Raw genomic sequence first — 24,477 nt, 5'->3', positions numbered from 1 at the left:
GCGGCGGGGCGGGAGGGAGAAGCCGAGGGAGTCGGGGAGGGGGCGGGGAAGTGGGAGGAGGAATGGAAGGTGGAACGGGAGGAGGAGGGAAGGGGCTGGAGCGAGGGCTGACGCAGGGACGGGGGAAGGAACGACGGCGGAAACGACACGGGAGCACCACCTGCGACGAGGGATCGGCTTGCGGACCCCACGATGAGGCTTCCCGCCGTTCTCCGCCGAAGCCTGTGGACAGACCACGGCCTGGGGAAAACTCCCTCACCCGACCGTGCGCCGCGACCCGACCGTGCGCCGCGACCCGACCGTGCGCCGCGACCCGACCGTGCGCCGCGACCCCTGCGGCGGCAGCCCTACGGCAGCGCGAACCCCGGATCCATCCCGCCCAGCGCGGAGGCGCACAGGCAGTCCCGCTCCTCGGTTGCAGGCAGCGCCGCCACCGCGTCGAAGAGCACGTTCCGCAGCCGGTCCACGTTGTCCGCGAACACCCGCAGCACCTCGTCGTGCGAGACGCCCTCGCCGGTCTCGGCACCGGCGTCGAGGTCGGTGACCAGGGCCAGGGACGTGTAGCAGAGCTCCAGCTCACGGGCGAGCGCCGCCTCGGGGTGGCCGGTCATGCCCACCACCGACCAGCCCTGTGCCCGGTGCCACAACGACTCGGCGCGGGTGGAGAAGCGCGGCCCCTCGACCACGACCAGCGTGCCGCCGTCCACCGGCTCCCAGTCCCGACCACGCGCCGACTTCAGGGCGGCGGCCCGGCCGGTGGGGCAGTAAGGGTCGGCGAGCGACACGTGCGCGACGTTCGGCACGGTGCCGTCGGGCCGCGGCAGCCCGTCGAAATAGGTGCCCGCTCGGGACTTCGTACGGTCCACGAGCTGGTCCGGGACCAGCAGTGTCCCCGGCCCGTGCTCGGGTCGCAGTCCGCCCACCGCGCACGGCCCGAGCACCTGGCGCGCGCCGACCGACCTGAGCGCCCACAGGTTGGCCCGGTAGTTGATCCGGTGCGGCGGCAGATGGTGGCCGCGTCCGTGCCGGGGGAGGAAGGCGACCCGTCGGCCGGCCAGTTCACCGAGGAAGAGGGAATCGCTGGGCGCCCCGTACGGGGTGTCCACCTGGACCTCGGTCACGTTGTCGAGGAAGGAGTAGAAACCGGAGCCGCCGATCACGCCGATCTCGACGCTCGCCTTGTTCGCCATGCTCCGCACCCTAACCGGCCCCGGAAACGCCGAGGACCCCGTCGTCCGACGACGACAGGGCCCCGTAAGGATTCGGCCTCAGGCAGCGGTGCTGCCGGCGGTGCTGCTGGAACTGCCGGACCCGGACGACGAGCCGGAGCCCGAGGAGGATGAGGAAGAAGACGAGGACGAGGAGTCCGAGGTGGAGCTCGTCGACGAACCGGACGTCTTCGACGCCGGGGTGCTGCTCGACGAGGAGCCACGGCTGTCGTTGCGGTAGAAGCCGGAGCCCTTGAAGACAATGCCGACCGCCGAGAACACCTTCTTCAGGCGCCCCTGGCAGTTCGGGCACTCGGTCAGAGCGTCATCGGTGAACTTCTGCACCGCCTCGAGGCCCTCGCCGCACTCGGTGCACTGGTACTGATAGGTGGGCACTGTCTTCCTCCTGGCACTCTCACTCGATGAGTGCTAACGATCGTCAATGGTAACCCGTGCCGCAAGTGATCGGCGTAACGCGCGTCACCCCACCACGGGCGGTGGCCGGAGCGTGACTCTCATGAGGACGGGCCTCCGTACGTACTCGGCACGTGTCCCGGACGCGCTTCGCGGCGTGGCTTCCCAGGCGGGGAGCCGGATCGGCGGTGTCGTCACGGCTCCTCGAGTGTGCCTGGGCAAACCCGACGGGCCTGTGCGGCGGCCTGTACGGCGGTCTGCGAGTGCGTCACATCTCACTGATCACGTCGCACGTCGCACTGCTCACTGCTCACCGATCGCGACGGGATCGCGCCGGGCCGCGCCGCGCGTGACCTCGAGGGTCGCCCGGGGCGGTTCCAGCCGTGTCCGAAGGGCCAGCAGTGTCACCAGGGCGAGCACCGTTCCGCCCATCGGCACCAGGAACCCGGCACCGGCCCAGAGGCGGTCCTCCAACTGCCCGGAGACCGTGACCGCGGCCGCCTGGCCGAGTGCCACCGCGCCGGTCAGCCAGGTGAAGGCCTCGGTGCGGGCACCGGCCGGGACCAGGTCGTCCACCAGTGTGTATCCGGTGATCAGGGCGGGCGCGATGCACATGCCGACCAGGAGGCCGAGCCCACCGAGGAGCAGCGCGGAGTGGGCGGTCCACAGGGCGGAGGCGGTCACCGCGAGCGCCGCGTACCCGATGACCAGGCGCCGCTCGGGGGCGGCCTTCCAGGCGATGGCGCCGCAGGCGATGCCGGAGAGCATGTTTCCCGCGGCGAAGACGCCGTACAGGACGCCGTTCAGTCCGGGTTCGCCGATCGACTGGGTGTACGCGGCCAGTGACACCTGCATACCGCCGAAGACGGATCCGATGCCCAGGAAGATGACGATCAGGACGCGCACCCCGGGGACGCGGAGTGCGGAAACGTGTTCCACGCGCGCGTGCCCGCGGGTGGCCACCTCGGGCTGCGTGCCCTTCTGCGCGGCGAACAGCAGGCCGCCGACCAGGGTCAGCGCCGCCTCGGTCAGCAGGCCCGCCGCCGGGTCCACGGCCGTGCACAGGGCGGTGGCCAGCAGCGGTCCGACGACGAAGGTCAGCTCGTCGGTGACGGATTCGAAGGCCGCCGCCGTGGTCATCAGCGGGGAGTTCTTGAGCTTCACGCCCCAGCGGGCACGCACCATGGGCCCGACCTGGGGCACCGAGGCGCCGGTGGGCACAGCGGCGGCGAACAACGCCCACAGGGGGGCGCCGTTCAGCGCCAGCGCGGTCAGGGCCAGTCCGGACAGGGTGTGCACCAGGACGCCGGGGACGAGGACGGCGCGCTGTCCGTAGCGGTCGGCGAGCCGGCCGCTGTAGGGCGCGAACACGGCCATGGAGACACCGGTGACCGCCGCGACGGCGCCGGCCACACCGTACGAACCGGTGGTGTGCTGCACCAGCAGCACGATGGAGAGGGTGAGCATCGCGAACGGCTGGCGTGCCGCGAAGCCGGGGAGCAGGAACGTCCAGGCGCCGCGTGTGCGCAGCAGTCGGCCGTATCCCGGACGGGAGGTGGCCGCAGAGTCCTTCGACGTGGTGACCGTGGATGCCACGGCCCGTGCCTTTCTGCCGCCTGGTGGCGCGTGGCCCTTGGTGTCGGGCGCGCCGAGAGCTGTCCTCTTGCGCTGACTGCGGTAGATGCCGGTGCCACAGCTCAGGGCGTGCCGGCCGCCATACGGTCGCGCCAGCTCTGCGTCAGGCAGAGTTGGTTCGATCTGGGTACCGTTCGCATGGTACAGGCGCTTCCAGATATCCACAGGTGTCAGGCGCTTGTGACCCTGTGAAAGTGGGCGCAGGGAGGCTGTGTCCCTGTGAATGGTGGATCGTGACCCGACCCGACCCGACCCGACCCGACCCGCACACCGCAGCGCGAGAGGCGATGGGGGAGTCGGTGTGAAAGGCGACGCGAACGACGCCGGAAGTGACGTGTCGGCCCCCGGTTCCGCCCGTCCGGTCACCCCCCGGGCCGTGCCTCGTCCGTCCCCAGCCAGCCGGCCAGTTTGCCGCCGCGGCCCACCGCGCGGAGGCGGCTTTCGGCGGCGTCCCGGACCGGGTCGGTGGCGACGACGAGGAGTTCGTCCCCGCGACGCAGCATTGTCGTCGGCCCCGGAACGAACGAGGTGCCCCCGCGCACGACGAGCGTGACGGCCGCCCCCTTCGGCAGCCGCAGTTCGCCGACCTCCACACCGTGCATCCGCGACCCCTCCGGGATGCCGACCGACAGCAGGTGTCCGCGCAGCCGTTCCAGGGGCGCCGACTCGATGCCCAGGTCGGCGGCCTCCGCGTCCTCGCCGAGGCGCAGCTTGCGGGCCAGCCACGGCAGCGTCGGCCCTTGGACGAGGGTGTAGACGACGACCAGGATGAAGACGACGTTGAAGATCGACCGGCTGCCGGTGACGCCCTCCACCATCGGAATCGTCGCCAGGATGATGGGCACGGCGCCGCGCAGTCCCGCCCACGACATCAGCGCCTGCTCCTGCCAGGGCACCCGGAACGGCGCCAGACTCAGGAAGACGCTCAGCGGGCGGGCCACCACGGTCAGCACCAGCCCGATGATCAGTGCGGGCATGATGTCGTCGCCCAGTTCGTGCGGGGAGACCAGCAGGCCGAGCAGGACGAACATGCCGATCTGCGCGAGCCAGCCGAGCCCTTCGGCGAATCCGCGCGTGGCGGGCCAGTGCGGCAGCTTGGCGTTGCCCAGCACCATCGAGGCGAGATAGACGGCGAGGAAGCCGCTGCCGTGGGCCATGGCGCCCGCGGCGTACGCGGTGACGGCGATGGCCATGACGGCGATCGGGTAGAGGCCGGAGGCAGACAGTGCCACGTGCCTGAGCCCCAGGGAACCCAGCCAGCCCACCGCGAGTCCGATGACGGCGCCGATGGCCAGTTCCAGGGCGATCTCGCCGAGCAGGACGTACCAGTGCTCGATCGGGCCGGCCGTGGAGAAGGCGAGCACCAGGATGACCACGGGAGCGTCGTTGAAGCCGGACTCGGCCTCCAATGTGCCCGTCACCCGCGAGGGGAGCGGAATGCGCCGCAGTACGGAGAAGACGGCCGCCGCGTCGGTCGAGGACACCACCGCGCCGATGATGAGCGCCTGTTGCCACTCCAGCCCGATCAGGAAGTGCGCGGCCGTCGCGGTGACGCCGACGCTCGCCGCGACACCGACGGTGGCGAGGGCGGCGGAGGCGGGCAGGGCGGGTCTGATCTCCGTCCACTTGGTGCCCAGGCCGCCCTCGGCCAGAATCACGACCAGGGCCGCGTATCCGATGACCTGCGTCAGCTCGGCGTTGTCGAACTGGATGTCACCGAGGCCGTCCTGGCCCATGGCGACGCCGATGCCCAGATAGACGAGCAGGCTGGGGAGCCCGCTGCGCGAGGAGATCCGGACCGCCGCGACGGCGACGAGCAGGACCAGCGAGCAGACGAGCAGGAGCTGGTTGAGGTGGTGGACAGTCGTGGACGTTCCCTTCACTGGCACCCGCGCGGTGCGCCCGAGCTCCCCTCCGGGGCCCGGGTGACCGGCGCGTTCACGGCAACTGCTTCGTTACCTTACCTAACTCTTGACGTTTTCTTGACGCGTACCCCTGGCATCATCGAACGTCAGTCCGCGCTGGTACCCGACTCCGCGTCAAGTGGCGGAGGGCCCTGCGCCTATCGTTGCCCCAGCGCTCAGTTAAAAGCACAGCCCGCCCTGCCGCTCGCGTAAGGACAGCAAGGACAGCGATGCCCCCCAATACCACCGCCTCCACGGGTCAGCAGCCCGGCAAGTCCGGCAGGAAAAAGGGGCGCAAAGCCCGACTGGTCGTGTTCGTCCTGGTGCTGGCACTGATCGGCGGTGTCGTCTACGGGGCGTACTGGTCGGTCAGCACCGTGCGTGCCTCCTTCCCGCAGACCAAGGGCTCGATCAGCCTCGAAGGCCTGTCGGGCCCCGTCGACGTCAAGCGTGACGGCTACGGGATCCCGCAGATCTACGCCTCCTCCGACGAGGACCTGTTCATGGCGCAGGGCTACGTCCAGGCGCAGGACCGGTTCTACGAGATGGACGTCCGCCGGCACATGACCTCCGGGCGTCTGTCGGAGATGTTCGGCAAGAGCCAGGTCGAGACCGACGAGTTCCTGCGCACCCTGGGCTGGGACCGGGTCGCGAAGGAGGAGTACGAGAAGAAGCTCTCCCCCGCGACGAAGAAGTACCTCGACGCCTACGCCAAGGGCGTCAACGCGTATCTGGAGGGCAAGGACGGCGCCGGCATCTCCCTGGAGTACGCGGCGCTGGGCTTCACCAACGACTACAAGCCCGGCGCGTGGACGCCGGTGGACTCCCTGGCCTGGCTGAAGGCGATGGCCTGGGACCTGCGCGGCAACATGCAGGACGAGATCGACCGCGCCCTGATGACCAGCCGCCTGGGCCCGGAGCAGATCGCCGACCTGTACCCGGCGTACCCGTACAGCCGGAACAAGCCGGTGGTGCAGGAGGGCCAGTACAACGAGCTCACCAGGACCTACGAGTCGGGCGGCGGGGAGAGCGGCACGGGTACCGGCACCGACCCGGGTACGGGTACGGGCACCGGCACGGTGGACCCCGGCACCGGCGTGGAGGGCGCGTCCGGAGCGGGCACGGCGGACGGAACCGCCGGCACCGCAGGCGGCACCGCCGGCACCGGGAGCGGTCTGGAGGGCCAGCTGACGGGTCTCCAGCAGGTTCTGCAGGACCTGCCGACCGCCGTCGGTGTCAACGGCGACGGCATCGGCTCCAACTCCTGGGTCGTCTCCGGCGACCACACCATCACCGGTGAGCCGCTGCTGGCCAACGATCCGCACCTGTCGCCCGCACTGCCGTCCGTCTGGTACCAGATGGGCCTGCACTGCCGCAGCGTCTCCGAGAAGTGCCAGTACGACGTCTCCGGCTACACCTTCGCGGGCCTGCCCGGCGTGATAATCGGCCACAACGCGGACATCGCCTGGGGCCTGACCAACTCCGGGGTCGACGTCACCGACCTCTACCTGGAGAAGATCACCGGCGAGGGCTACCAGTACGGCGGCAAGGTGGTCCCGTTCACGTCCCGCGAGGAGACCATCAAGGTCGCCGGCGGCGAACCGCGGAAGATCGTCGTCCGGGAGACCAACAACGGCCCGCTGCTCTCCGACCGGTCCAAGGACCTGGTGCGGACCGGCAAGAAGGCCACCGTCGAATCCGCCGCACCCGACCGGGGCGACGGCTACGGCGTCTCCCTGCGCTGGACCGCGCTGGACGCCGGACGCACCATGGACTCCGTCTTCGCGATCAACCGCGCGAAGGACTGGAACGGCTTCCGCGAGGCGGCCGCCCTGTTCGAGGTGCCCTCGCAGAACCTCGTCTACGCGGACACCGAGGGCCACATCGGCTACACGCTGCCCGGCAGGATCCCCCTTCGCGCGGAGGGCCACGACGGTTCCATCCCGGCACCCGGCTGGAACCCCGCGTACGAGTGGACCGGCTGGATCGAGCAGGACGAACTGCCCTACGAGTTCGACCCCGACCGCGGCTACATCGTCACCGCCAACCAGGCCGTGGTCGATCCCGACGCGTACCCGTACACCCTGACCACCGACTGGGGCTACGGTGCCCGCAGCCAGCGGATCAACGATCTGATCCAGTCGAAGATCAAGGACGGTGGAAAGATCTCCACCGACGACATGCGGCAGATGCAGCTCGACAACAGCAGCGCCATAGCCAAGCTGCTCGTGCCCGAACTGCTCAAGATCGACGTCAAGGACCCGGCCGTCCGCGAGGCGCAGAAGCTGCTGGAGGGCTGGGACTACACCCAGGACGCCGACTCGGCGGCGGCCGCCTACTTCAACTCCGTCTGGCGCAACACCCTCAAGCTCGCCTTCGGCCACAAGCTGCCCAAGGAAGTACGGGTCAAGGGCCAGTGCCTGTGGGTCGACCCGGTCGACCCGACCGGCCCCGCCGAGGAGCGCGTCAAGGTCCGCGAGTGCGGTGTGCGCGAGGCGGACCAGGCCCAGCCCGACGGCGGCGACCGCTGGTTCGAGGTGGTCCGCACGCTGATGGAGGACGAGGACAGCGACTGGTGGACGACTCCCGAGTCCGGCCCCCGCGAGGGCGCGGAGAACCGTGACGAGCTGTTCCGGCGCGCCATGGTCGACGCGCGGTGGGAACTCACCGCCAAGCTCGGCAAGGACATCGACACCTGGAGCTGGGGCCGGCTGCACCGCCTGTTCCTGAAGAACCAGACCCTGGGCACCGCCGGTCCCGGCTTCGTGCAGTACGCCCTCAACCGGGGCCCCTGGAAGCTCGGCGGCGGCGAGGCCACGGTCAACGCCACCGGCTGGAACGCCGCCGGCGGCTACGGCGTGGTGTGGGTGCCGTCGATGCGCATGGTGGTCAACCTGGGCGACCTCGACAAGTCGCGGTGGATCAACCTCACCGGCGCCTCCGGCCACGCCTACAACGCCCACTACGTCGACCAGACGGACAAGTGGGCCGACGGCGAACTGCTCGAGTGGGCCCACTCGGAGAAGGCGGTCGAGAAGAGCACCGAGGACACCCTGCTGCTCAAGCCGTGAACGGGAACTGAGCCGACCGCTCGTTCGATACGTGAAAGCGGCCTCCACGCACGCGTGGAGGCCGCTTTCACGTGGTCCGCTCTTACGTGGAGACCGCTTCCCGTGGGTCTGCTCGGCCGAACCGCCGTACCCCCGACGGTGTCACCGCCGCGTGCACCGGACGGTCGTGGGGCTCCTCGGGAACCCGTTCCACGACCTCCGTGTCGTACAGCAGCACCACCAGCGCCGGGTGCGCGTCCGCGCGTTCCAGCCGGGCCAGCACCCGGTCGTACGAGCCCCCGCCGCGCCCCAGCCGCATCCCACGCGCGTCCACGGCCAGGCCCGGCAACAGCACCGCGTCCGCCCCGGTCACGGCGTCCGGCCCGAGGCGTTCCCCGGACGGCTCGAGCAGCGTCATCCGCCCGCCGCCGTGCCGCACGCGCGCGAGGGACTCCTCGCCCGCGTACTGGCCCCAGTCCAGGTCGTTGTCGGGGAGCAGGGCCGGCAGCAGTACGCGTACGCCCCGGGCGTGCAGTGCGTCCAGGAGCGCGGGCGTGCCGGGTTCACTCCCCACGGAGACGTACGCCGCCACCGTGCGCGCGTGCGACAGTTCGGGCAGCCCGAGCGCACGGCCGGCCAACGCGGTCGCGGACTCCCGTACGTCATCCGCCGTCAACCTTCCCCTCGCCAGGAGGATTTCCCGTCGCAACGCCCGCTTGTCACGATCGTCCGCGCGTTCGTTCCGTCTCAACCCTGTCCCCGTATCGTCTCAATATGCTCATATGAGCATTAAATATGCGGAGCCTCATATTCCCTGCGAAGGCAGCGGATATGGTGGCGGGCATGATTCAGTCGCACCCTCGGCTCACCAAGGCTGTCATCCCCGCAGCAGGCCTCGGTACCCGGTTCCTGCCGGCCACCAAGGCCACTCCCAAAGAGATGCTTCCGGTCGTCGACAAGCCGGCGATCCAGTACGTGGTCGAAGAGGCCGCCGCCGCAGGTCTCGACGACGTCCTCATGGTGACGGGACGCAACAAACGCCCCCTGGAGGACCATTTCGACCGCAATTACGAACTGGAGTCCGCCCTCGACAAGAAGGGCGACGCCGCCCGCCTCGCGCGGGTCCAGGAATCCAGCGACCTCGCGACGATGCACTACGTTCGCCAGGGCGACCCCAAGGGCCTCGGTCACGCCGTCCTGTGCGCCGCCCCGCACGTCGGCGACGAGCCCTTCGCCGTCCTCCTCGGTGACGACCTGATCGACCCGCGCGACCCCCTGCTCCGGCGCATGATCGAGGTCCAGGAGCAGCACGGCGGCAGCGTCGTCGCGCTCATGGAGGTCGCCCCGGAGCAGATCCACCTCTACGGGTCCGCCGCCGTCGAGACCACCGCGGACTCCGACGTCGTCCGGGTGAGCGGCCTCGTCGAGAAGCCCGACCCCGCCGACGCCCCCTCCAACTACGCCATCATCGGCCGCTACGTCCTCGACCCGCACGTCTTCGACGTACTGCGCAAGACCGAGCCGGGCCGCGGCGGCGAGATCCAGCTCACCGACGCCCTCCAGCAGCTCGCGGCCGACGAAACGGTCGGCGGCCCGGTGCACGGCGTGGTCTTCAAGGGCCGCCGCTATGACACCGGCGACCGGGGCGACTACCTGCGTGCCATTGTCCGACTCGCGTGCGAACGTGAGGACCTGGGCCCGGACTTCCGGACCTGGCTCCGCCGTTACGTCACCGAGGAGATGCAGCAGCCTTGAGCACCGCCGCGCCCCGCACCGCAGGCCCGGACCACCTCTGGTCGGTGGACGAGCACCTGGACGACATCCTCGCCACCGTCCGCCCCCTGGAACCCATCGAGCTGCAGCTCCTCGACGCCCAGGGCTGCGTCCTGGTCGAGGACGTCACGGTGCCGGTGTCACTGCCGCCGTTCGACAACAGCTCCATGGACGGGTACGCGGTACGGGTCGCGGATGTCGCGGGCGCGAGCGAGAAGTACCCGGCGGCCCTCGAGGTCGTCGGCGACGTCGCGGCCGGCCAGGCCGACCTGCTCCGGGTCGGTCCCGGCCAGGCCGTACGCATCATGACCGGTGCCCCGCTCCCGCCCGGCGCCGAGACCGTCGTCCCCGTCGAGTGGACCGACGGTGGGCTCGGCGAGGGCCCGGTCACCGGGATGCGGGCCGGCGGCCTGTCCCCCGAGGGCGCCACCGGGCAGGTGCTCGTGTACCGCCCGGCCGGGGCCCGCGCGCACGTGCGGGCCAAGGGCAGCGACGTACGGGCCGGCGACCGCGCCCTGGAGGCCGGTACGGTCCTCGGTCCGCCCCAGATCTCCCTCCTGGCAGCGATCGGCCGCGGCTCCGTACGGGTGCATCCGCGTCCGCGCGTGGTGGTGCTCTCCACCGGCAGCGAACTCGTCCAGCCCGACGAGGAGCTGAGAGCCGGTCAGATCTACGACTCCAACAGCTTCTCCCTCACCGCCTGCGCCCGCGACGCCGGCGCCATCGCCTACCGGGTGGGCGCCGTCGCCGACGACGCCGACACCCTGCGCGGCACCATCGAGGACCAGCTGGTGCGCGCCGACCTGGTGGTCACCACCGGCGGCGTCAGCGTCGGGGCGTACGACGTCGTCAGGGAGGCGCTGTCGTCCGTCGGCGACGAGGACGAACCGGGCAGCGGCATCGACTTCCGCAAGCTCGCCATGCAGCCCGGCAAGCCGCAGGGCTTCGGCTCCATCGGCCCCGAGCACACCCCGCTGCTGGCCCTCCCCGGCAACCCGGTCTCCTCGTACGTCTCCTTCGAGCTGTTCGCCCGCCCCGCCATCCGCACCCTGATGGGCCTCACGGACGTCCACCGGCCGAGGAAGCGCGTCACCCTCACCGCGGGCGGGGCACTGACCTCGCCGAAGGGCCGCCGCCAGTTCCTGCGCGGCCGGTACGCCGACGGCGAGGTGACCCCGGTCGGCGGTGCCGGATCCCACCTGGTGGCCGCCCTCGCGCAGGCGAACGCGCTGATCGTCGTCCCCGAGGACGTCGAGTCCGTCGCCCCCGGCACCGACGTCGAGGTGATCCTGCTCGGCTGACCCGCGCGGGTTGGCGGTACCGTGTCGCGCACAGCAGGCCCGTGCGCCGCACCGCGGCGGGCCCGGACCGGGAGCGCCACACTCATGACCGTGCCTTCCCGGGGGGACACCCCCGGACCTCCAGCGCAGGACGACCGTACGCAGGACGGAACCCAGGACCGTACGCAGGACGGAGTCCGGGACGGAACCCAGGACCGTACGCCGGGCCGCCTGACGCATCTCGACGAGGCGGGCGCCGCCCGTATGGTCGACGTCTCCGGCAAGGACGTGACCGCGCGCACCGCCCGCGCCACCGGCCGCGTCCTGGTCTCACCCCGCGTGGTCGAACTGCTGCGCGGCGAAGGGGTCCCCAAGGGGGACGCCCTGGCCACCGCGCGGATCGCGGGCATCATGGGAGCCAAACGCACCCCCGACCTGATCCCGCTGTGCCACCCCTTGGCGGTGTCCGGTGTGAAACTGGACCTGTCGGTCGCGGACGACGCCGTGGAGATCACGGCCACCGTGCGGACGACGGACCGTACGGGCGTCGAGATGGAGGCGCTCACCGCGGTCTCGGTCGCCGCGCTCACCGTGATCGACATGGTGAAGGCGGTCGACAAGAAGGCGGTCATCACGGACGTGCGGGTGGAGGAGAAGACGGGCGGCAAGTCGGGCGACTGGAGCAGGGCATGACACTCGACGCATCCGCGGGCGGCGCGCCGCTCGCGCCGTACAGCGCCCTGGTGGTCACCGCCTCCAACCGGGCCGCCGCCGGCGTGTACGAGGACACGGGCGGCCCGCTGATCGCCGAGGGCCTGCGGCGCTTCGGCTTCGCCGTCGACGGCCCTCAGGTGGTCCCGGACGGCGACCCGGTGGAGGCCGCGCTGCGCGCGGGCACGGAGGCCGGGTACGACGTCATCGTGACCACCGGCGGCACCGGCATCTCGCCCACCGACCGCACCCCCGAGGCGACCCGCGCGGTGATCGGCCACGAGGTGCCCGGCATCGCGGAGGCCATCAGGGCGTACGGCCGGGACAAGGTGCCGACGGCCGCCCTCTCCCGGGGCATCGCGGGGGTCGCGGGCGGCGGGACCCTGATCGTCAACCTTCCGGGGTCCAGGGGCGGGGTGAAGGACGGTCTCGCCGTCCTGGAGCCGCTGCTGAAGCACGCCGTCGACCAGTTGCGCGGCGGTGACCACCCCGGCCCGGGGGCCGACGGCGGGGGTGCGAGCTGAACGGCGCGGCATGGCCCGTGGAGCTGGCGGTCGGCGACGTCGTCCTCCGGCCCATAAAGATGCGCGACCAGCGGGCCTGGCGCGAGGTCAACCGCCGCAACCGTGACTGGCTGCGGCCCTGGGAGGCGACCATCCCGCCGCCCACCCCCGCCGGTCCGGTCGTGCACCGGCCGACCTACCGCCAGATGGTCCGTCATCTGAGGGCCGAGGCGCACGCGGGCCGCATGCTGCCGTTCGTCATCGAGTACCAAGGGCGTCTGGTCGGCCAGCTGACGGTCGCCGGGATCACCTGGGGATCGATGTGCTCGGGGCACGTCGGCTACTGGGTGGACGAGGCGGTGGCCGGCCGCGGAGTGATGCCGGCCGCCGTGGCGATGGCCGTGGACCACTGTTTCCGTACGGTCGGGCTGCACCGCGTCGAGGTGTGCATTCGCCCCGAGAACGGGCCCAGCCGGCGGGTCGTGGAGAAACTCGGATTCCGCGCGGAGGGGCTGCGCCCGCGTTATCTGCACATCGACGGAGCCTGGCGCGACCATCTCGTCTTCGCGCTCACCGCGGAGGAAGTGCCCGAGGGGCTGCTCGGCCGCTGGCAGCGGGAACGCTCCCGGCGCGAGCGGCCGGAGGACGAGCGGCGCCACCCCGGAATCCCGCACAGCCCCGGTAATTGAATAAATGTTCGAATTCCATCGCCTGATGACCGTCCGAAGCCCGTGAAGGCAGGGAATTTCGCGTCTCGAGCGGTCTGCTGATCGTATCGGTCAAAAAAAGTTCGAGATATCAGCCGGATCGTGCGACACACCGGCTCAATTGGCGGATGGCCCCACTCAAACCCCTCTACCGTGGGAGGCGTGAGCAGCAGCGGCCTCATCTACGCAGTCATCGTCGGGGCCTGGGCCGCCTACTTGGTGCCGATGTGGCTCCGTAGGCAGGACGAGCTGAACGAAGCCCGTCCGACGGAACGCTTCAGCACCGCCATCCGACTGTTGTCCGGACGGGCGGGAATGGAGCGCCGGTACGCCAAGGACCTGCGGGCGCGCTCCACCGACGAGGAGGAGCGGAGCGTCCACGACCCGGACGCGGTCACCGATTCGGTGGACGTCCGGGCCTTCGCCGTGTCCCGGACCCGTCCGCAGGTACAGGTACCCGTACCGGAGCAGCCCGCCCGGCGGCCGGACCGGCGCGGCCCCGGCCCCGGTTCCGAACCCGGTCCAGGCCCCGAACCCGGTCCCGCGCGCGAGCGCGTCCCGTCCGCCCGCCGCGAACGGGCCCCCCGACGGGCGCAGCCTCAGCACCCCGGGCCGCTCCCGACCCCGCCCCCGCCCTCGCTCACCGCCCAGCAGTCCCGGTCGGAACAGGCCTCCGCGGCGCGCGCCCGGCGCTCGAAGGTGCTCGCGCGCCGCCGGCGCACCACCACCCTGCTCTTCGTCGCCTTCACGCTCGGCGCGGTCGTCGCGGCCATCGGCGGACTCGCGTTCCTGTGGGCGCCCGGAGTGCCGGCCGTGCTGCTGAGCGTCTACATCGCGCACCTGCGCTCCCAGGAGCACCGCCGGTTCGCGTACCAGATGGACCGCCGCCAGGCGGAGGTCGCGGCGCAGCGACTGCGCGAGCGCCAGCCGCGCCGCCGCGCGGGCGTCGACGACGTGGACACCGACGAACCGGAGGGCCCCGGACAGGGCTTCGAGCCGGCCGTCGAACCGGCCCAGGAGACCGACCCCGGCCTCCTGGCGCTCGCCGCCGACCGGCGGGCGCTCGTGGAGCAGACCGACCACGCCGAGTGGGTCGACCAGCAGCGCGAACGCCAGCGGCGTCCCGGCCAGGGCGGCGACAGCTGGGACCCGGTCCCGGTCCCGCTGCCCACGTACGTGACCGCCCCGGTCGCCCCGCGCGCCACCAGCGACGTGGACCTCGGCGCCCCGGACGCCTGGAGCTCGGCCCGCTCGAGCTCCATGGCCCCGGGTCCGGAGGAGGCGGCGGGCTCCGCCGACGACGCGGAGCCCGAAGGAGCTCAGGGCGGTACGGAGGAGCGGGCCGAGGGCGACGAGCGCACCGACGCCCTCCCCCACGCCCGAAAGCGCTCGCGCGGGGGGACCCCCACGGCGGCCTCGGCCCGCCGGGCGCGCGAGCACGGCCGCACCCCGCTGTTCGACCAGTACGAGGACGGCGACCGCCCCCGCGCCGCCAACGAATGACCTTCCGAAACCACAGGTGGCCCCCACCCGCAACGGATTTCCGAGCACCCCGATCGGGATGCTAAGGTTTCTCTCGTTGCAAGGGCCTGTGGCGCAGTCTGGTAGCGCACCTCGTTCGCATCGAGGGGGTCTGGGGTTCAAATCCCCACAGGTCCACCGCACGACTGTTCTTGAGTTAGCTCAGGAAGAGTTCACAAGATCCCGTCCGATCTGATTGATCGGGCGGGATCTTGGCGTTTCCGGGGTCTGTTCGAGGCAGTGTCCGAACGCGATCGGTGTCGGAGGCGGTGCCGGGCGGTCGTCGGCCTGATGTTGCGGGGTGGTTCGGGTGCGTGAGGCGTTTCTGGGCTGTCGGCGGGCGTGCTTGATCCCGGCGTGTGGTGATGGGGTCTCAGATGGTCTCGCGGGTCTCCGGCCCTGTGGGCGGCGGCAGCCCGGCCGCGTCGGGGGGCGTGGATGCCGATCCGGCGAGCGCGGCGACTCCGTGGGTCGTCCGGTTCGCTTGTGTTCGAGAAGTCTGCTGCCAGCTGAAGAGGATGTGCAGGTTGATGCTGCAGATCATCAGCGCCAGCAGGATGGTCTGCGCGACCCGCCCGTGGGCGAGCCGCTTCGTGGGGTCGGAGATATCGATGCCGTGGCTCTTGGCCCTGCCGTTGAGGCCCTCGATGTTCGCTCGCTCGGGCCGGTAGGCGTCCTGCCAGGTGGGGTGGAGGTAGTGCCGGTCCTGGCGGAACTTGTCGAGCTTGCCGAGGGCGCCGGGGCGGACAGTGATCGTGGGCTTCTGGCAGATCCGCGGCAGCTCGTCCTGGGGCAGGGGTCGCAGTCGTTCACCTTGAGGGATCGGGATGGTGGGTTTGGCCGCAGTGTGTGCGGCGGTGGCCCGCTTGTCGGTGAGGTCGACCACGGCCGGCCGTGGTGCCGGGACGGGGTGGACCTGGTTGAAGCGGGGACACACCACGGCGGGCGAGGGCCCGCTGGCCGGGCACTGGAGCCTGACCGCGCCCCGCTCGTCGGCGGTCTCCTTGAGCTTGAGGTAGTACGGTTCCCGGCCCGCGATCCGCTCGCTGAGCTCGGTGCCGTCATCGAGGTCGCGTACGGCCTTGTCGTTGAGCCCTGTGGTTGCGTGGGCCAGTGCGGGCGGCATGGCGGGGCAGGCGAGGGATCCGTCGACGAGAAGGGCGCCTTGGTGGGTGCCCTGGACGCCACGGTTTTGCTGTTTGTAGTCGAGAACCAGCTGGTAGCCCAGGGTGCGGACCGGCTGGGCGAAGTGCTCGGTCATCTGGTCGGTGTAGGCCCGGTCAGCGGCCAGCAGCCCTGTCGGGAAGCCGAACTGGGCAAGCTGGGTCAGAGAGTGGACCGCGTTCGGGCCGATGCGCTTGCCCGGGGTGTCCAGGACAAGGCCGAGCGCCAGTTGCGGGTGGCGGCTGACGCGCTCACCGGCCTGCGGGTGACCAGCGCGATGTCGTCGGCTGGCAGCGACCAGAAGACTGGCGGAGTGTCCGAAGACCCCTTCCTCAGCGCCCCCGCAGTAGTGCCAGCCGGCGGTGAGCTCGACGGATGCGAGGCCCCGCCGTTCGCGAGGCGGCTGGTGCCAGGCAGGAACCGGAGTGGTGTCGGCTCCGATATCGCCCTGCCATCCCTTGAGCAGGCCCCGGCGGTGGGCGGCGCGGACGGTGACCAGCACCAGACGGTCACTGATCTCCTGCAACAGCTCCCGCCGACGCTTGCGCTCGGCGTCCGCATCTTCCCAGGCGACAGCGACAGCACTGGCCTCTTCGGCCGGCAGGCGGCTGCGCCGGTCGCAGCGGTGAGGGTCGAGGACTGTGGTCAGCCGGTCGAAGGAGCGGTAGATACGACGGGAGAACGCGATCCTGGCGTGGTCATCGGCACGACTGCCCTCCGGAACGCCGAGCCAGGAGCGCGCAGGGGCCCGCAGCTCATCGAGGAGCACCCGGGAGACAACCGCGAGGCTGGCGCTCTGGTGATAGTGCAGGGACAGCAACAATCCCACCAGCACGGTCCGCACGGGGAGCCCTTTCGGGCCTGGCCGATTTCCCAGCTCGGTGTCGATCAGATGGAGGACTCCGCACTCGTGCAGGAGCGCATCAAGTTGTCCGACCTTGGAGTCAGGGATCTCCATCGGTGCGTCGGTGACCGGTCGAGGCCGGCACTGCTTGATCTTTTCCGGGCTTCGCCAGGCCCGGGGTTTGGTCACCTCGCCTCCGGGCCTCGCAAGAGCCGGGCCGCAGTCAGCTCGTCCACGGGTGGGACCAGGTGCTGCCAGCGGGCCAGAGACGCGGCGGAAGCGAGCCCGGCCGCCTGGGCGATCAGCTGGTGATCGATATGCGCGCGCATCAGCTCGACGATCCACGTCGCCCGCAGTCGGCCCACCGATACCGCGGGAAGTTCCTGCGGCGGTCGGTGGATCAGGGACCAGGAGCCGATCAGGTTCTTGGCGTACTCGACGGTCCGCCTCGGCCGGAACAGATAGCCGGCGCCCGCCGTTTCTGCCAGCTCCCCCAGGATTGTGTCCCAAGCTGCCCTGGCGACCAGTGGGACCAGCCGCTCGACGCCCCGGTGCAGCAGCGGTCCGCCCAGGCTCGGACGACACAGATCGAGACCTCGGCTGGCCGCGACCTCCTTCGGCATCAGACCCAGACCGGCACCCAGCCCCAGCAACGCGAGCGCGTCGGTCCGCTGCTGACGGGGCAGATGAGTGGCCCAGTGCCGCAGCCCCGCCAACTCGGCCGCGCAGTACGGCTGGTGCGGGCTTGTGTCCGCGTGCATTCGTGCCGGGGGCGCCTCCCCGCGCTCACTCCAGGCGAGGGCATCACGTACGCGCAGAAGCCACGTCCGGTACGTCCGTACCGACGACCCCTCGATCTCTCCCACTCGCGAGAGCACGAACGCGTCGATCACCTCATTGCGCAGCCATGCGTCCGCGGATCGTTCGAGCCCCGCCGCCTCGGCCCACAACGCCAGCCTGCCGACCACATGCAGCACCCGCTCCACGTCATAGGGAACGGCCGTCACAGCTGCGGCAACGACCGACCGCACCAGCGGAGCGACCTCGGCCCAGGCAGGTGGAGCGTTCTTGGGCCGATAGCGAGTGATCTTCACGGACGTAGCGGGATCGAGGACCACGGTCCATACATACCGGCTGGACAAGCAGCCATTCCACAGCTGATCAACTTCAACGGGCAGGATGGTGCGCGCATGGTCGGCGGACGCGCCCGCGCACGCTCCCCCCGGGAGCTGACCGACGATCCGAAAGCCTGGCCCGAACAGCCGAGCGCCGACGTGGCCGCCGAAGCGGTCCGCCTCATCGCACGTGCCCTCGCCCTGGTCCTGAACGACCAGGGCCTGAGTCTGCGCGCGACCGCCGTCGGCTCTGGAGTGAACAGGCAGGCCATTGCCGACCTCGTCGCGGGACGGTCCTGGCCGGACGTGGCCACCGTCGCCCGCCTTGCCCACTTCACCGGCACCACCCTGTGGCCGGACGGCACCAACATCGATCGAAAGAGAACGCATTGAGCCTCGATCCACGCCCAAAGACGCCAAACAGCGACCGGGCATGACGAAGTTCGTGGCTCCGCGCATCGAGAGGAGACTGCCTCAACTACCCTCGAAACGCGGGAGCCACCTGTCAGACGGCGCTCACGCACCCGGCACCGCCGAGTCGATGGGTAATCCCTCGGCGGTGCCACCCTCTCCTGCCGCGCGCTCGCGGCCCCGGTTCACCCCCGAGGATCCTCCTGCCGCTCGTTACCGGCGCCGACCGGAGAGATCGTGAACCAGGCCGTTGGACCTTCAGTGACGCGGCCGTCCTTCACCAGACGCTTCAGCCGGGACCTGGTCGTCTCCACCCGCCGCCCCTTCGACATCGCCGAGACGTCCTCGCCGATCGCCGACGCAATGTCCTGCACCTTCATCGCCCGACCCGCCCCCGCAAGCAGCACCAACATCCGCTCTCGCGCCACTTCCCACTCCAACGGGCCGGCCGAAACGGGCCCACTGGCAGGTACTTCCGCATCGGCGGGTTGGGGATCGGGGGCAAGGCCATTCGGCATCGGCTCGGCTGCGGGGCCCTCCGGCGGCCATTGCGTACCGTCATCCTGGTTGACGTGCTCCTCGGCGCCCAGAGACAACAGCGTCTCCCGAGTGATCGTCAGATGAGCCAGCCGCTTCTCAGTCGCCGCGACCTTCTCGCGCAGAGCATCCAACTCGCCACGAACAACCGCCTCTTCCTGATCCAGACGCTCGAACAGTGGCGTCATCCCGGCCTCGCCTTCGCTTGCCGATCCCCGAGCCCGACGGCACTCCGAGCCCCAGCTAAACGTAGGGGCGGCCATAGCAAGATCGCAGAAGGTGACCGCAAATGCCCCCAATCGACCGCCCGCGATCGCCTTGAGCCCGCAGCGAACCGCAGACGGACAACTCCCGCCCACCACGGCGGGCCTCTTGCTCGGTCAAAGGCTCACCGCTACGGGCACGGCCTGCCTCCGCCCTGGTGCTTGCGGGCAGAATGCTTTCCATACGCCGGGCGGGGGTGCGCCTGGGTCTTCGTGGCGGTGGAAGGGGCAAGGGGATGGACTGGGGCGGAGGGCGGGTCTTACGCGACCGCAATGTGGTGTTTTACCTGAGCGGTGTGGTGGTCTCGGGCTTCGGTAGCTCTGCTATGGCCCTGGCAGCCGGTGTGTGGACCAAGTCGCTCACCGGGTCGGACAGTTTGGCTGCCCTGACGACCTTCTGCGTATGGGCGCCCATTCTGTTCGGCCCGCTGATCGGCACACTGGCTGACCGGGCGCGCCGGCGACCGTTGCTGATCTGGACCAATCTCGGCATGGCCGCGGTGCTACTGCCGCTTCTCACCGTCCGTTCCAGCGACCAGATCTGGATTCTGTTTGCTGTACTGATCGTGTACGGCACCAGCTCGGTACTGCTGGATGCGGCGGAGGCCGCACTGGTAGCGACCGCTGTACCGGAGACACTACGCGGAGACTTCAACGGCCTTCGGATGACGGCGAACGAGGGCATGAAACTCGTCGCCCCGCTTCTGGGCGCGCTTCTATTCGTCCAGTTCGGCGGCACAGCAGTGGCCCTGCTGGACGCGGTCACCTTCGTGCTTGCCGCGATAGCTTTCGCCCTCATACGTGTGTCAGAACCCGCGCCCCGCCCGGCTGAAGCCCAACGATGGAGCGTCCAGGCCGCCGAGGGAATCCGTTATCTGCGACACCACCCGGTTCTGTGGCGGCTGGTGCTGGCCGGGGCCGCAACTATGGGCGTGGCCGGGCTGAACGGAGCGTCGGTCTATGCGGTGGTCGATGCTGGTCTTCACCGTCCGCCCGCCTTCGCCGGGGTCCTCTACGCCGTGCAGGGCATCGGCTCCGTGGTCATCGGGCTGTTCGCCGGTGCTCTGCTGCGGCGGATGCCCGAACGCGTCTTCGCCGCAGCCGGGATCATGCTGTTCGCGGTGGGCGTCGCTCTGCGCGTTGTCCCCTCGGTGCCAGTAGTCCTGCTTGCCAGCGCGATGATCGGCGCGGGGCTGCCCTGCGTGCTGATCGCAGCCATGACGGCCGTCCAACGCGAGACGCCGGGCCAGCTCGTGGGCAGAGTGGCAGCCACCGCCAACACCCTTCTCTTTGCCCCCAATGCCATTGCCCTGGCCGTCGGAGCGGCCCTACTTGCCCTCGTGGACCACCGCGCCCTGCTGCTGGTAGCCGGAACTGCAGCGGCGATCGCCGCGGTCGGCTGCCTCCTTGGTGGTCGCGCGCGGACACAGGTAGCAGCCCCCGCCCTGGGAGAATCAGGTCGCGTCGAGGACCGGGACACCGATGACGTCACCAGCTAATGGAGGTCGACAGCTTTCTCAGCGAGGCTGTTGGCTGGGAAACGATCTCTGACGATCTGGGAAGTGATCTTCAGGCTGCTTCTCCGCTGCTGGTCAGACCCACTTGTGAACACCCCCTGGCCCGAAGACGACTTCACCCGCTGGCTCCACGAGCACCACGGCATGTCCAGCTCGCTCGGCTGGGCTGCAGAGATCGAACGCAACACCTCTGTTGGCTCAACTCCGGTCGAGGAGTTCTTCCGGCTCTTGGACGCCTACCGAGCCCGGGCCGAATGAGCGACCGGCATCATCAGCCCATGGCGGACGGGTGGTCGTCGCAGTTCGGCAGCCCTCTGGACGCCCCATACGGTCACAGCGTCGGTTCGTCCCGGATCGTGTATCCGAGCACCCGGGCTCGCGTGGCAACCGATTCAAAGTCCGCAGTGACGGAAAGCGACGTGACCGTTCTCCGCGTCAGCGGGGCACCGGCCAGCACTGCTCTCACGGCTTCCGGGTCGACGGACCTCTCGTAGTAGTCCTCGGCGAAACTTACGTACGCCTCCGTGCTGCCATCGGCGAGGAGGTCGAAGAGCCAGTCGGCGCCGTCCGATTCGTCGGCGTCGAACTCAACCCGCCCGCACTGCCACACGACGGCATCTGCCTCACGCCATGCGCATACCGTCGCGTCGAAGAACCCGTCGAACCGAAACTCCGGAGCCATTGCGTAGTGCGCGAGCGAGTCCGGCAATCCGTCGAGCAGACCGGGCCAGTGAGCACGGGGCTCTTCCCGCCACGGAGTGGCATCGCACTCGTGGTCGAACCCGTAGAGGAAGACCCCCTCCGGGTCGAACACGACTGCGTACTGATCGCCGGAACCGTTGTCCATGGAGGCCAGATCGACGCCCTCCCGCCAGCCGGACGCGAACGAGTGCGTAGGAGCAGAGGCGTCAATGATGCTGTCGAGCAGCGCGAACGCCCGACACCGGGCAGAAAGAACGACGGGGTCGGGCAGCAGGGGCAACAGATCACGAACGGTCATGGGGCACATTCAACAGCGCTCCACTGACACTCCCAGCGTCCCGGCCTTCCCACGCATCCTGCGGCTCGGCTGAGAAACCGCCGTCGTCGGACGGGGTGAGCAGGCCGAGGCCGCCGAGCGGCGATACGGAGAAACAGGACGGGACCGTCAGTCGGCGGTCCCGTCCTCGTTCCCGGCTGTGTCGGGTTGCCCGATGACGTACGTCCCCTTTGCGGGCAGCGTCGCGACGAGGCCCCGTTTCCGCAGTTCGACGATCGCGCGCCGCACGGTGCCGATGCTCACGCCGTACAGGTCTGTCATGGCTCGCTCGCCGGGCAGCGCCGCTCCCTGCGGCAGCTTGCCGGATGAGATGTCGGCAGCGATGGCATCCGCGAGCTTTACGTACTCGTAGCGCGGGAGGTCAGTCATCCCACCACGGTGATGCACCCTCGCGCACCTTGCAGGGTCAGAACGCGTCCCACCGCGTCGGGACGCAGTGGGACGAAGCAGGGTGCAGGGGGACGCAGTTGCGGGTATGGTCGGAAACGACAAAACCCCGGCGAGGTGGCTAGACCTCCCGGGGCGCGGCCAACGCTTACAAGGAGCGTCAACATGCGCAACCTTATCCACCGCATCGTCCATCGGCTGAGCCTTCTCTTCGGCCCCGGTACCGGAACCCGCCGCGCAGGCGCCCCCCGCCACCGCGCCCAGCGCCCAGCGCACCACACCCCACGCACCCCGCACCTCACCGCCCTCGCACCCCGCCTCCCCCTCCTCCGCTCCCCGTACTGCCGTCACCTCCCCCTCGACGGCGCCGCCTCCCGCCTCGTCCGCCCCTACCTCGCCGCCCACGAGCAGGAGCAGGCGCTTCGGCGGCACCGTCGCCGGGTCGTCGTACTCGCCGCCGGCTTCGGTGCCGACCTCGACCTCGGCCAGTACACCGTCGGCGCGCGGAAGGTGGCCGCGTGATGAACTCGCTCACCGCGCTCCGGCTGCTGCCCTGGCTGTCGGCGGAAGGCAAGCCCTGCTTCCTCGTGCCCGGTGAGGACGGCGGGATCGTGTCCCGGTTCGCCGACGCGACGGAGGCCCGGCAGCTCGCGGACGGGCTGGACGTTCTCCGCTCCGCCCGCCGGGCGCTGGACGATGTCCTGACCCCGAACGCCGAGGTCCGCTACACCGCGATCCGGCTGGTCGAGTGCCTGGCCGACGCGCTGCGCGTGGCGGAGTCCCGCGGCCGACGCCTGCCCACGGCCGACGACGATGCCGACGACGTGGAGGACGACGCCACCGGTCATGAGACCGGCAACGGGACCGGTGACCGCGATTCGGGAGCATGCTCATGAGCCCCCGTGCCGGGTACCTGGCCCGGCGTCCGGGCCTCGGGGACGAACGGGTCATTCGGCCCGACGAGACGGACTGTCGTCGTAGGCCCGGTGCGCCGAAGGAGCAAAAAGGAGTACGTCCGGTCATGACCGCACACGCCCCGGAACCCACGCCGGTCGTTCCGCCCATGCCCGAGCGGAACCCGAAGGCACTGCGTGCTGCCATCGCCCAGCACACCCCCCAGCTTCTTCCGGACTTCGACGACCACTGGAAGTGGGCCGTCGCGGACGCGTACGACATCAGTACTGTGCCCGCGTTCATGGCCCGCTGGTGGGGTGAGTACGCGATTGCCCGGGACCCGAAGCTCGACGCGCACATGGCTGATCTGCATCACCGCGCGGCAGAGGCCACCGACCTTGCCGAGGCGAAGGCGCTTCTCGAAGAGGCCTCCCACCTGCGGTACGAGGCACAGCGGCTGGAGCCCGGCCTGTGACCGACGACGGGCTCATGGGATCGCCCTGGCAGATGGACTGGACGGCCTCAAGGCCCAGGCTGCCCGCGATGCCCTGCCCGAGCAGGTGCGGAAGACCGTCGACGCGGCACGCGCCGAACTGGTCACGGCGAGGGATCCCTACTACCGGGGAATTGACGCGGATGCGGATCTTCCCGCAGGTATGAAGGTCCTGCCGGCGCGGTCCGATCTTCCGAAGGGTTCTCGTATCTTCCACTTCGACCACGGGCACGGCTGGCTGCGTTACAGCTTCGTGCCGCGCACCGAGGACCCCCAGATCATCGTGGAAGAGGTCTTCTGGCAATGATCGACGGTCACTGGCGACGGTCCGAAGCTGATCGCGTCAGGTGGCGACCGGCCCCCTGGGCGTCGCTCGCGGCCCTGCACATCCCCACCCGATCCGTCTCGCCGAGCCGGCAGGACGGACAGGGTGTGTGCGGGGCCCGGGTGACCGCCGGGCTTCGCCGGGCAGCCGCCCTGACCGGCGCCCCCGCTCTTTCGTCAGCGCCCCGCCCCGCTGAGCCGACAGGGCGGCTCGTTTCCGTCCCGCGCTGCTCCTCCGGGTGAGGGTCTACAGCGCCTTCGCGTAGCAGCGGCTGTTGTCGTGGAAGCGGTAGTAGCCGAACTTCTCGCAGGGCTCGTAGCCGCTGGAGGTGTACAGGGCGATGGCTTCCGGCTGCTCGGTGCCGGTTTCCAGGACCATGCGCAGGCGGCCGGCCGCGCGGGCGTCGTCCTCCAGGGCGGCGAGGACGCGGCGGGCCAGGCCCCGGCCGCGCATCTGCTCGATCACGTACATCCGCTTCAGTTCCGCGTCCCCGTCGCGGTTGCCCTCGCCGTTGGCGTTCTGGACGCGCCAGCCGCCGGAGGCGACGGGGGTCTCGTGCTCGTCGTAGGCGATCAGGTAGACGCCGTTCGGCGGCCGGAAGTCGGCGGGGTCCATGGGGGTGGCGTCGCCGCCGTCGCCGTAGCGGACGTCGTACTCGGCCTGGACCTCGTCGTTCAGCTTGACTGCGTCGGGGTGGTCATAGGGGACGTGGCGGATATTCATGCGCAGTAAGGTATATCAATCCGGGAGGGGTGGAGGATCCGTTTTTCGGACCCCGTCCA

Annotated in this window: 25 protein-coding genes and 1 tRNA gene; 15 read left to right on the top strand and 11 right to left on the bottom strand. The window is 70.2% G+C overall.

Going from position 1 to position 24,477, the window contains the following annotated elements; all coding sequences use genetic code 11:
- Positions 1 to 347: 347 nt before the first annotated feature.
- From V4Y04_RS15275 to V4Y04_RS15260, 4 genes are all read right to left on the bottom strand, one after another.
- On the bottom strand, positions 348 to 1,190 hold the full coding sequence (locus tag V4Y04_RS15275; RefSeq protein WP_332428459.1) for an S-methyl-5'-thioadenosine phosphorylase: 843 nt from the start codon (positions 1,188 to 1,190) through the stop codon (positions 348 to 350).
- 78 nt (positions 1,191 to 1,268) lie between these two features.
- The gene (locus V4Y04_RS15270; protein WP_332428458.1) at positions 1,269 to 1,604 is read right to left on the bottom strand and encodes an FmdB family zinc ribbon protein; all 336 of its coding nucleotides are present in this window, start codon (positions 1,602 to 1,604) and stop codon (positions 1,269 to 1,271) included.
- Between the two features lie 321 nt (positions 1,605 to 1,925).
- On the bottom strand, positions 1,926 to 3,218 hold the full coding sequence (locus tag V4Y04_RS15265; RefSeq protein ID WP_332428457.1) for an MFS transporter: 1,293 nt from the start codon (positions 3,216 to 3,218) through the stop codon (positions 1,926 to 1,928).
- Positions 3,219 to 3,619: 401 nt separating this feature from the next.
- A complete protein-coding gene (locus V4Y04_RS15260; protein WP_443080020.1) occupies positions 3,620 to 5,146 on the bottom strand; it encodes a potassium/proton antiporter in 1,527 nt (508 codons plus the stop codon).
- Positions 5,147 to 5,391: 245 nt separating this feature from the next.
- Between V4Y04_RS15260 and V4Y04_RS15255 the strand changes: the two genes are divergently transcribed.
- On the top strand, positions 5,392 to 8,232 hold the full coding sequence (locus V4Y04_RS15255; RefSeq protein WP_332428454.1) for a penicillin acylase family protein: 2,841 nt from the start codon (positions 5,392 to 5,394) through the stop codon (positions 8,230 to 8,232).
- An 82-nt stretch (positions 8,233 to 8,314) separates the two neighbouring features.
- On the opposite strand, the gene V4Y04_RS15250 is transcribed toward V4Y04_RS15255, so the two are convergent.
- Entirely contained in the window at positions 8,315 to 8,962 is a 648-nt protein-coding gene (locus V4Y04_RS15250; protein ID WP_332428452.1) for a 5-formyltetrahydrofolate cyclo-ligase, read from the bottom strand.
- Positions 8,963 to 9,054: 92 nt separating this feature from the next.
- Between V4Y04_RS15250 and galU the strand changes: the two genes are divergently transcribed.
- From galU to V4Y04_RS15215, 7 genes are all read left to right on the top strand, one after another.
- On the top strand, positions 9,055 to 9,966 hold the full coding sequence (galU, locus tag V4Y04_RS15245; protein ID WP_332428449.1) for a UTP--glucose-1-phosphate uridylyltransferase GalU: 912 nt from the start codon (positions 9,055 to 9,057) through the stop codon (positions 9,964 to 9,966).
- The gene (gene glp, locus V4Y04_RS15240) at positions 9,963 to 11,285 is read left to right on the top strand and encodes a molybdotransferase-like divisome protein Glp (protein WP_332428447.1); all 1,323 of its coding nucleotides are present in this window, start codon (positions 9,963 to 9,965) and stop codon (positions 11,283 to 11,285) included. Before galU ends, glp begins: the two co-directional genes overlap by 4 nt.
- A gap of 84 nt (positions 11,286 to 11,369) precedes the next feature.
- Positions 11,370 to 11,957 carry a cyclic pyranopterin monophosphate synthase MoaC gene (gene moaC, locus V4Y04_RS15235; protein ID WP_332428446.1) on the top strand — a complete coding sequence of 196 codons (588 nt, stop codon included), beginning with the start codon at positions 11,370 to 11,372 and terminating at the stop codon, positions 11,955 to 11,957.
- Positions 11,954 to 12,499 carry a MogA/MoaB family molybdenum cofactor biosynthesis protein gene (locus V4Y04_RS15230; protein WP_332428444.1) on the top strand — a complete coding sequence of 182 codons (546 nt, stop codon included), beginning with the start codon at positions 11,954 to 11,956 and terminating at the stop codon, positions 12,497 to 12,499. The genes moaC and V4Y04_RS15230 overlap by 4 nt, the downstream gene beginning before the upstream one ends.
- A 17-nt stretch (positions 12,500 to 12,516) precedes the next feature.
- Positions 12,517 to 13,167, top strand: a complete 651-nt coding sequence (locus V4Y04_RS15225; protein ID WP_332428441.1) for a GNAT family N-acetyltransferase — start codon at positions 12,517 to 12,519, stop codon at positions 13,165 to 13,167.
- 180 nt (positions 13,168 to 13,347) lie between these two features.
- Positions 13,348 to 14,688, top strand: coding sequence for a divisome protein SepX/GlpR (sepX, locus tag V4Y04_RS15220; RefSeq protein WP_332428439.1), 1,341 nt, complete (start codon positions 13,348 to 13,350; stop codon positions 14,686 to 14,688).
- Positions 14,689 to 14,770: 82 nt separating this feature from the next.
- A tRNA-Ala gene (locus V4Y04_RS15215) sits at positions 14,771 to 14,844 on the top strand.
- 235 nt (positions 14,845 to 15,079) lie between these two features.
- On the opposite strand, the gene V4Y04_RS15210 is transcribed toward V4Y04_RS15215, so the two are convergent.
- Together V4Y04_RS15210 and V4Y04_RS15205 are read right to left on the bottom strand one after the other, a co-directional pair.
- Positions 15,080 to 16,828, bottom strand: a complete 1,749-nt coding sequence (locus V4Y04_RS15210) for a hypothetical protein (protein ID WP_332428437.1) — start codon at positions 16,826 to 16,828, stop codon at positions 15,080 to 15,082.
- Positions 16,829 to 16,899: 71 nt separating this feature from the next.
- Positions 16,900 to 17,808, bottom strand: coding sequence for a hypothetical protein (locus tag V4Y04_RS15205; protein ID WP_332428435.1), 909 nt, complete (start codon positions 17,806 to 17,808; stop codon positions 16,900 to 16,902).
- A gap of 96 nt (positions 17,809 to 17,904) precedes the next feature.
- Between V4Y04_RS15205 and V4Y04_RS15200 the strand changes: the two genes are divergently transcribed.
- Positions 17,905 to 18,222, top strand: coding sequence for a helix-turn-helix domain-containing protein (locus tag V4Y04_RS15200; protein ID WP_332428433.1), 318 nt, complete (start codon positions 17,905 to 17,907; stop codon positions 18,220 to 18,222).
- Positions 18,223 to 18,425: 203 nt separating this feature from the next.
- On the opposite strand, the gene V4Y04_RS15195 is transcribed toward V4Y04_RS15200, so the two are convergent.
- On the bottom strand, positions 18,426 to 18,965 hold the full coding sequence (locus V4Y04_RS15195; RefSeq protein WP_332428432.1) for a hypothetical protein: 540 nt from the start codon (positions 18,963 to 18,965) through the stop codon (positions 18,426 to 18,428).
- Between the two features lie 311 nt (positions 18,966 to 19,276).
- Here V4Y04_RS15195 and V4Y04_RS15190 point away from each other — a divergent pair, with 311 nt between their 5' ends.
- Together V4Y04_RS15190 and V4Y04_RS15185 are read left to right on the top strand one after the other, a co-directional pair.
- Positions 19,277 to 20,539 (top strand): MFS transporter, encoded by a 1,263-nt coding sequence (locus V4Y04_RS15190; protein WP_332428431.1) that lies wholly within the window; start codon positions 19,277 to 19,279, stop codon positions 20,537 to 20,539.
- Positions 20,540 to 20,644: 105 nt separating this feature from the next.
- Positions 20,645 to 20,815 carry a hypothetical protein gene (locus tag V4Y04_RS15185; RefSeq protein WP_332428430.1) on the top strand — a complete coding sequence of 57 codons (171 nt, stop codon included), beginning with the start codon at positions 20,645 to 20,647 and terminating at the stop codon, positions 20,813 to 20,815.
- 73 nt (positions 20,816 to 20,888) lie between these two features.
- Here the strand turns inward: V4Y04_RS15185 and V4Y04_RS15180 are convergent, their stop codons facing one another.
- Both V4Y04_RS15180 and V4Y04_RS15175 read right to left on the bottom strand, forming a co-directional pair.
- Positions 20,889 to 21,557 (bottom strand): hypothetical protein, encoded by a 669-nt coding sequence (locus tag V4Y04_RS15180; RefSeq protein WP_332428429.1) that lies wholly within the window; start codon positions 21,555 to 21,557, stop codon positions 20,889 to 20,891.
- Between the two features lie 147 nt (positions 21,558 to 21,704).
- Positions 21,705 to 21,965, bottom strand: a complete 261-nt coding sequence (locus V4Y04_RS15175) for a winged helix-turn-helix domain-containing protein (protein WP_332428428.1) — start codon at positions 21,963 to 21,965, stop codon at positions 21,705 to 21,707.
- A 183-nt stretch (positions 21,966 to 22,148) separates the two neighbouring features.
- On the opposite strand from V4Y04_RS15175, the gene V4Y04_RS15170 reads away from it, so the two are divergent.
- The 4 genes from V4Y04_RS15170 (at position 22,149) to V4Y04_RS15155 (ending at position 23,677) form a co-directional block, all read left to right on the top strand.
- Complete coding sequence (locus tag V4Y04_RS15170) at positions 22,149 to 22,505, top strand: hypothetical protein (protein ID WP_332428427.1); 357 nt, start codon at positions 22,149 to 22,151, stop codon at positions 22,503 to 22,505.
- On the top strand, positions 22,505 to 22,879 hold the full coding sequence (locus tag V4Y04_RS15165) for a hypothetical protein (protein ID WP_332428425.1): 375 nt from the start codon (positions 22,505 to 22,507) through the stop codon (positions 22,877 to 22,879). The genes V4Y04_RS15170 and V4Y04_RS15165 overlap by 1 nt, the downstream gene beginning before the upstream one ends.
- Before the next feature lie 125 nt (positions 22,880 to 23,004).
- Positions 23,005 to 23,352, top strand: a complete 348-nt coding sequence (locus tag V4Y04_RS15160; RefSeq protein ID WP_055630532.1) for a hypothetical protein — start codon at positions 23,005 to 23,007, stop codon at positions 23,350 to 23,352.
- An 85-nt stretch (positions 23,353 to 23,437) separates the two neighbouring features.
- Complete coding sequence (locus V4Y04_RS15155) at positions 23,438 to 23,677, top strand: hypothetical protein (protein ID WP_332428422.1); 240 nt, start codon at positions 23,438 to 23,440, stop codon at positions 23,675 to 23,677.
- Positions 23,678 to 23,941: 264 nt separating this feature from the next.
- Here the strand turns inward: V4Y04_RS15155 and V4Y04_RS15150 are convergent, their stop codons facing one another.
- A complete protein-coding gene (locus V4Y04_RS15150; protein ID WP_332428420.1) occupies positions 23,942 to 24,418 on the bottom strand; it encodes a GNAT family N-acetyltransferase in 477 nt (158 codons plus the stop codon).
- Positions 24,419 to 24,477: the final 59 nt, after the last annotated feature.

It is taken from the genome of Streptomyces sp. P9-A2, from assembly GCF_036634175.1.
Classification (GTDB): Bacteria; Actinomycetota; Actinomycetes; order Streptomycetales; family Streptomycetaceae; genus Streptomyces; species Streptomyces pratens.
Note: the sequence above shows the minus strand (reverse complement) of the source record. Positions and strands in the feature narration are given on the sequence as shown.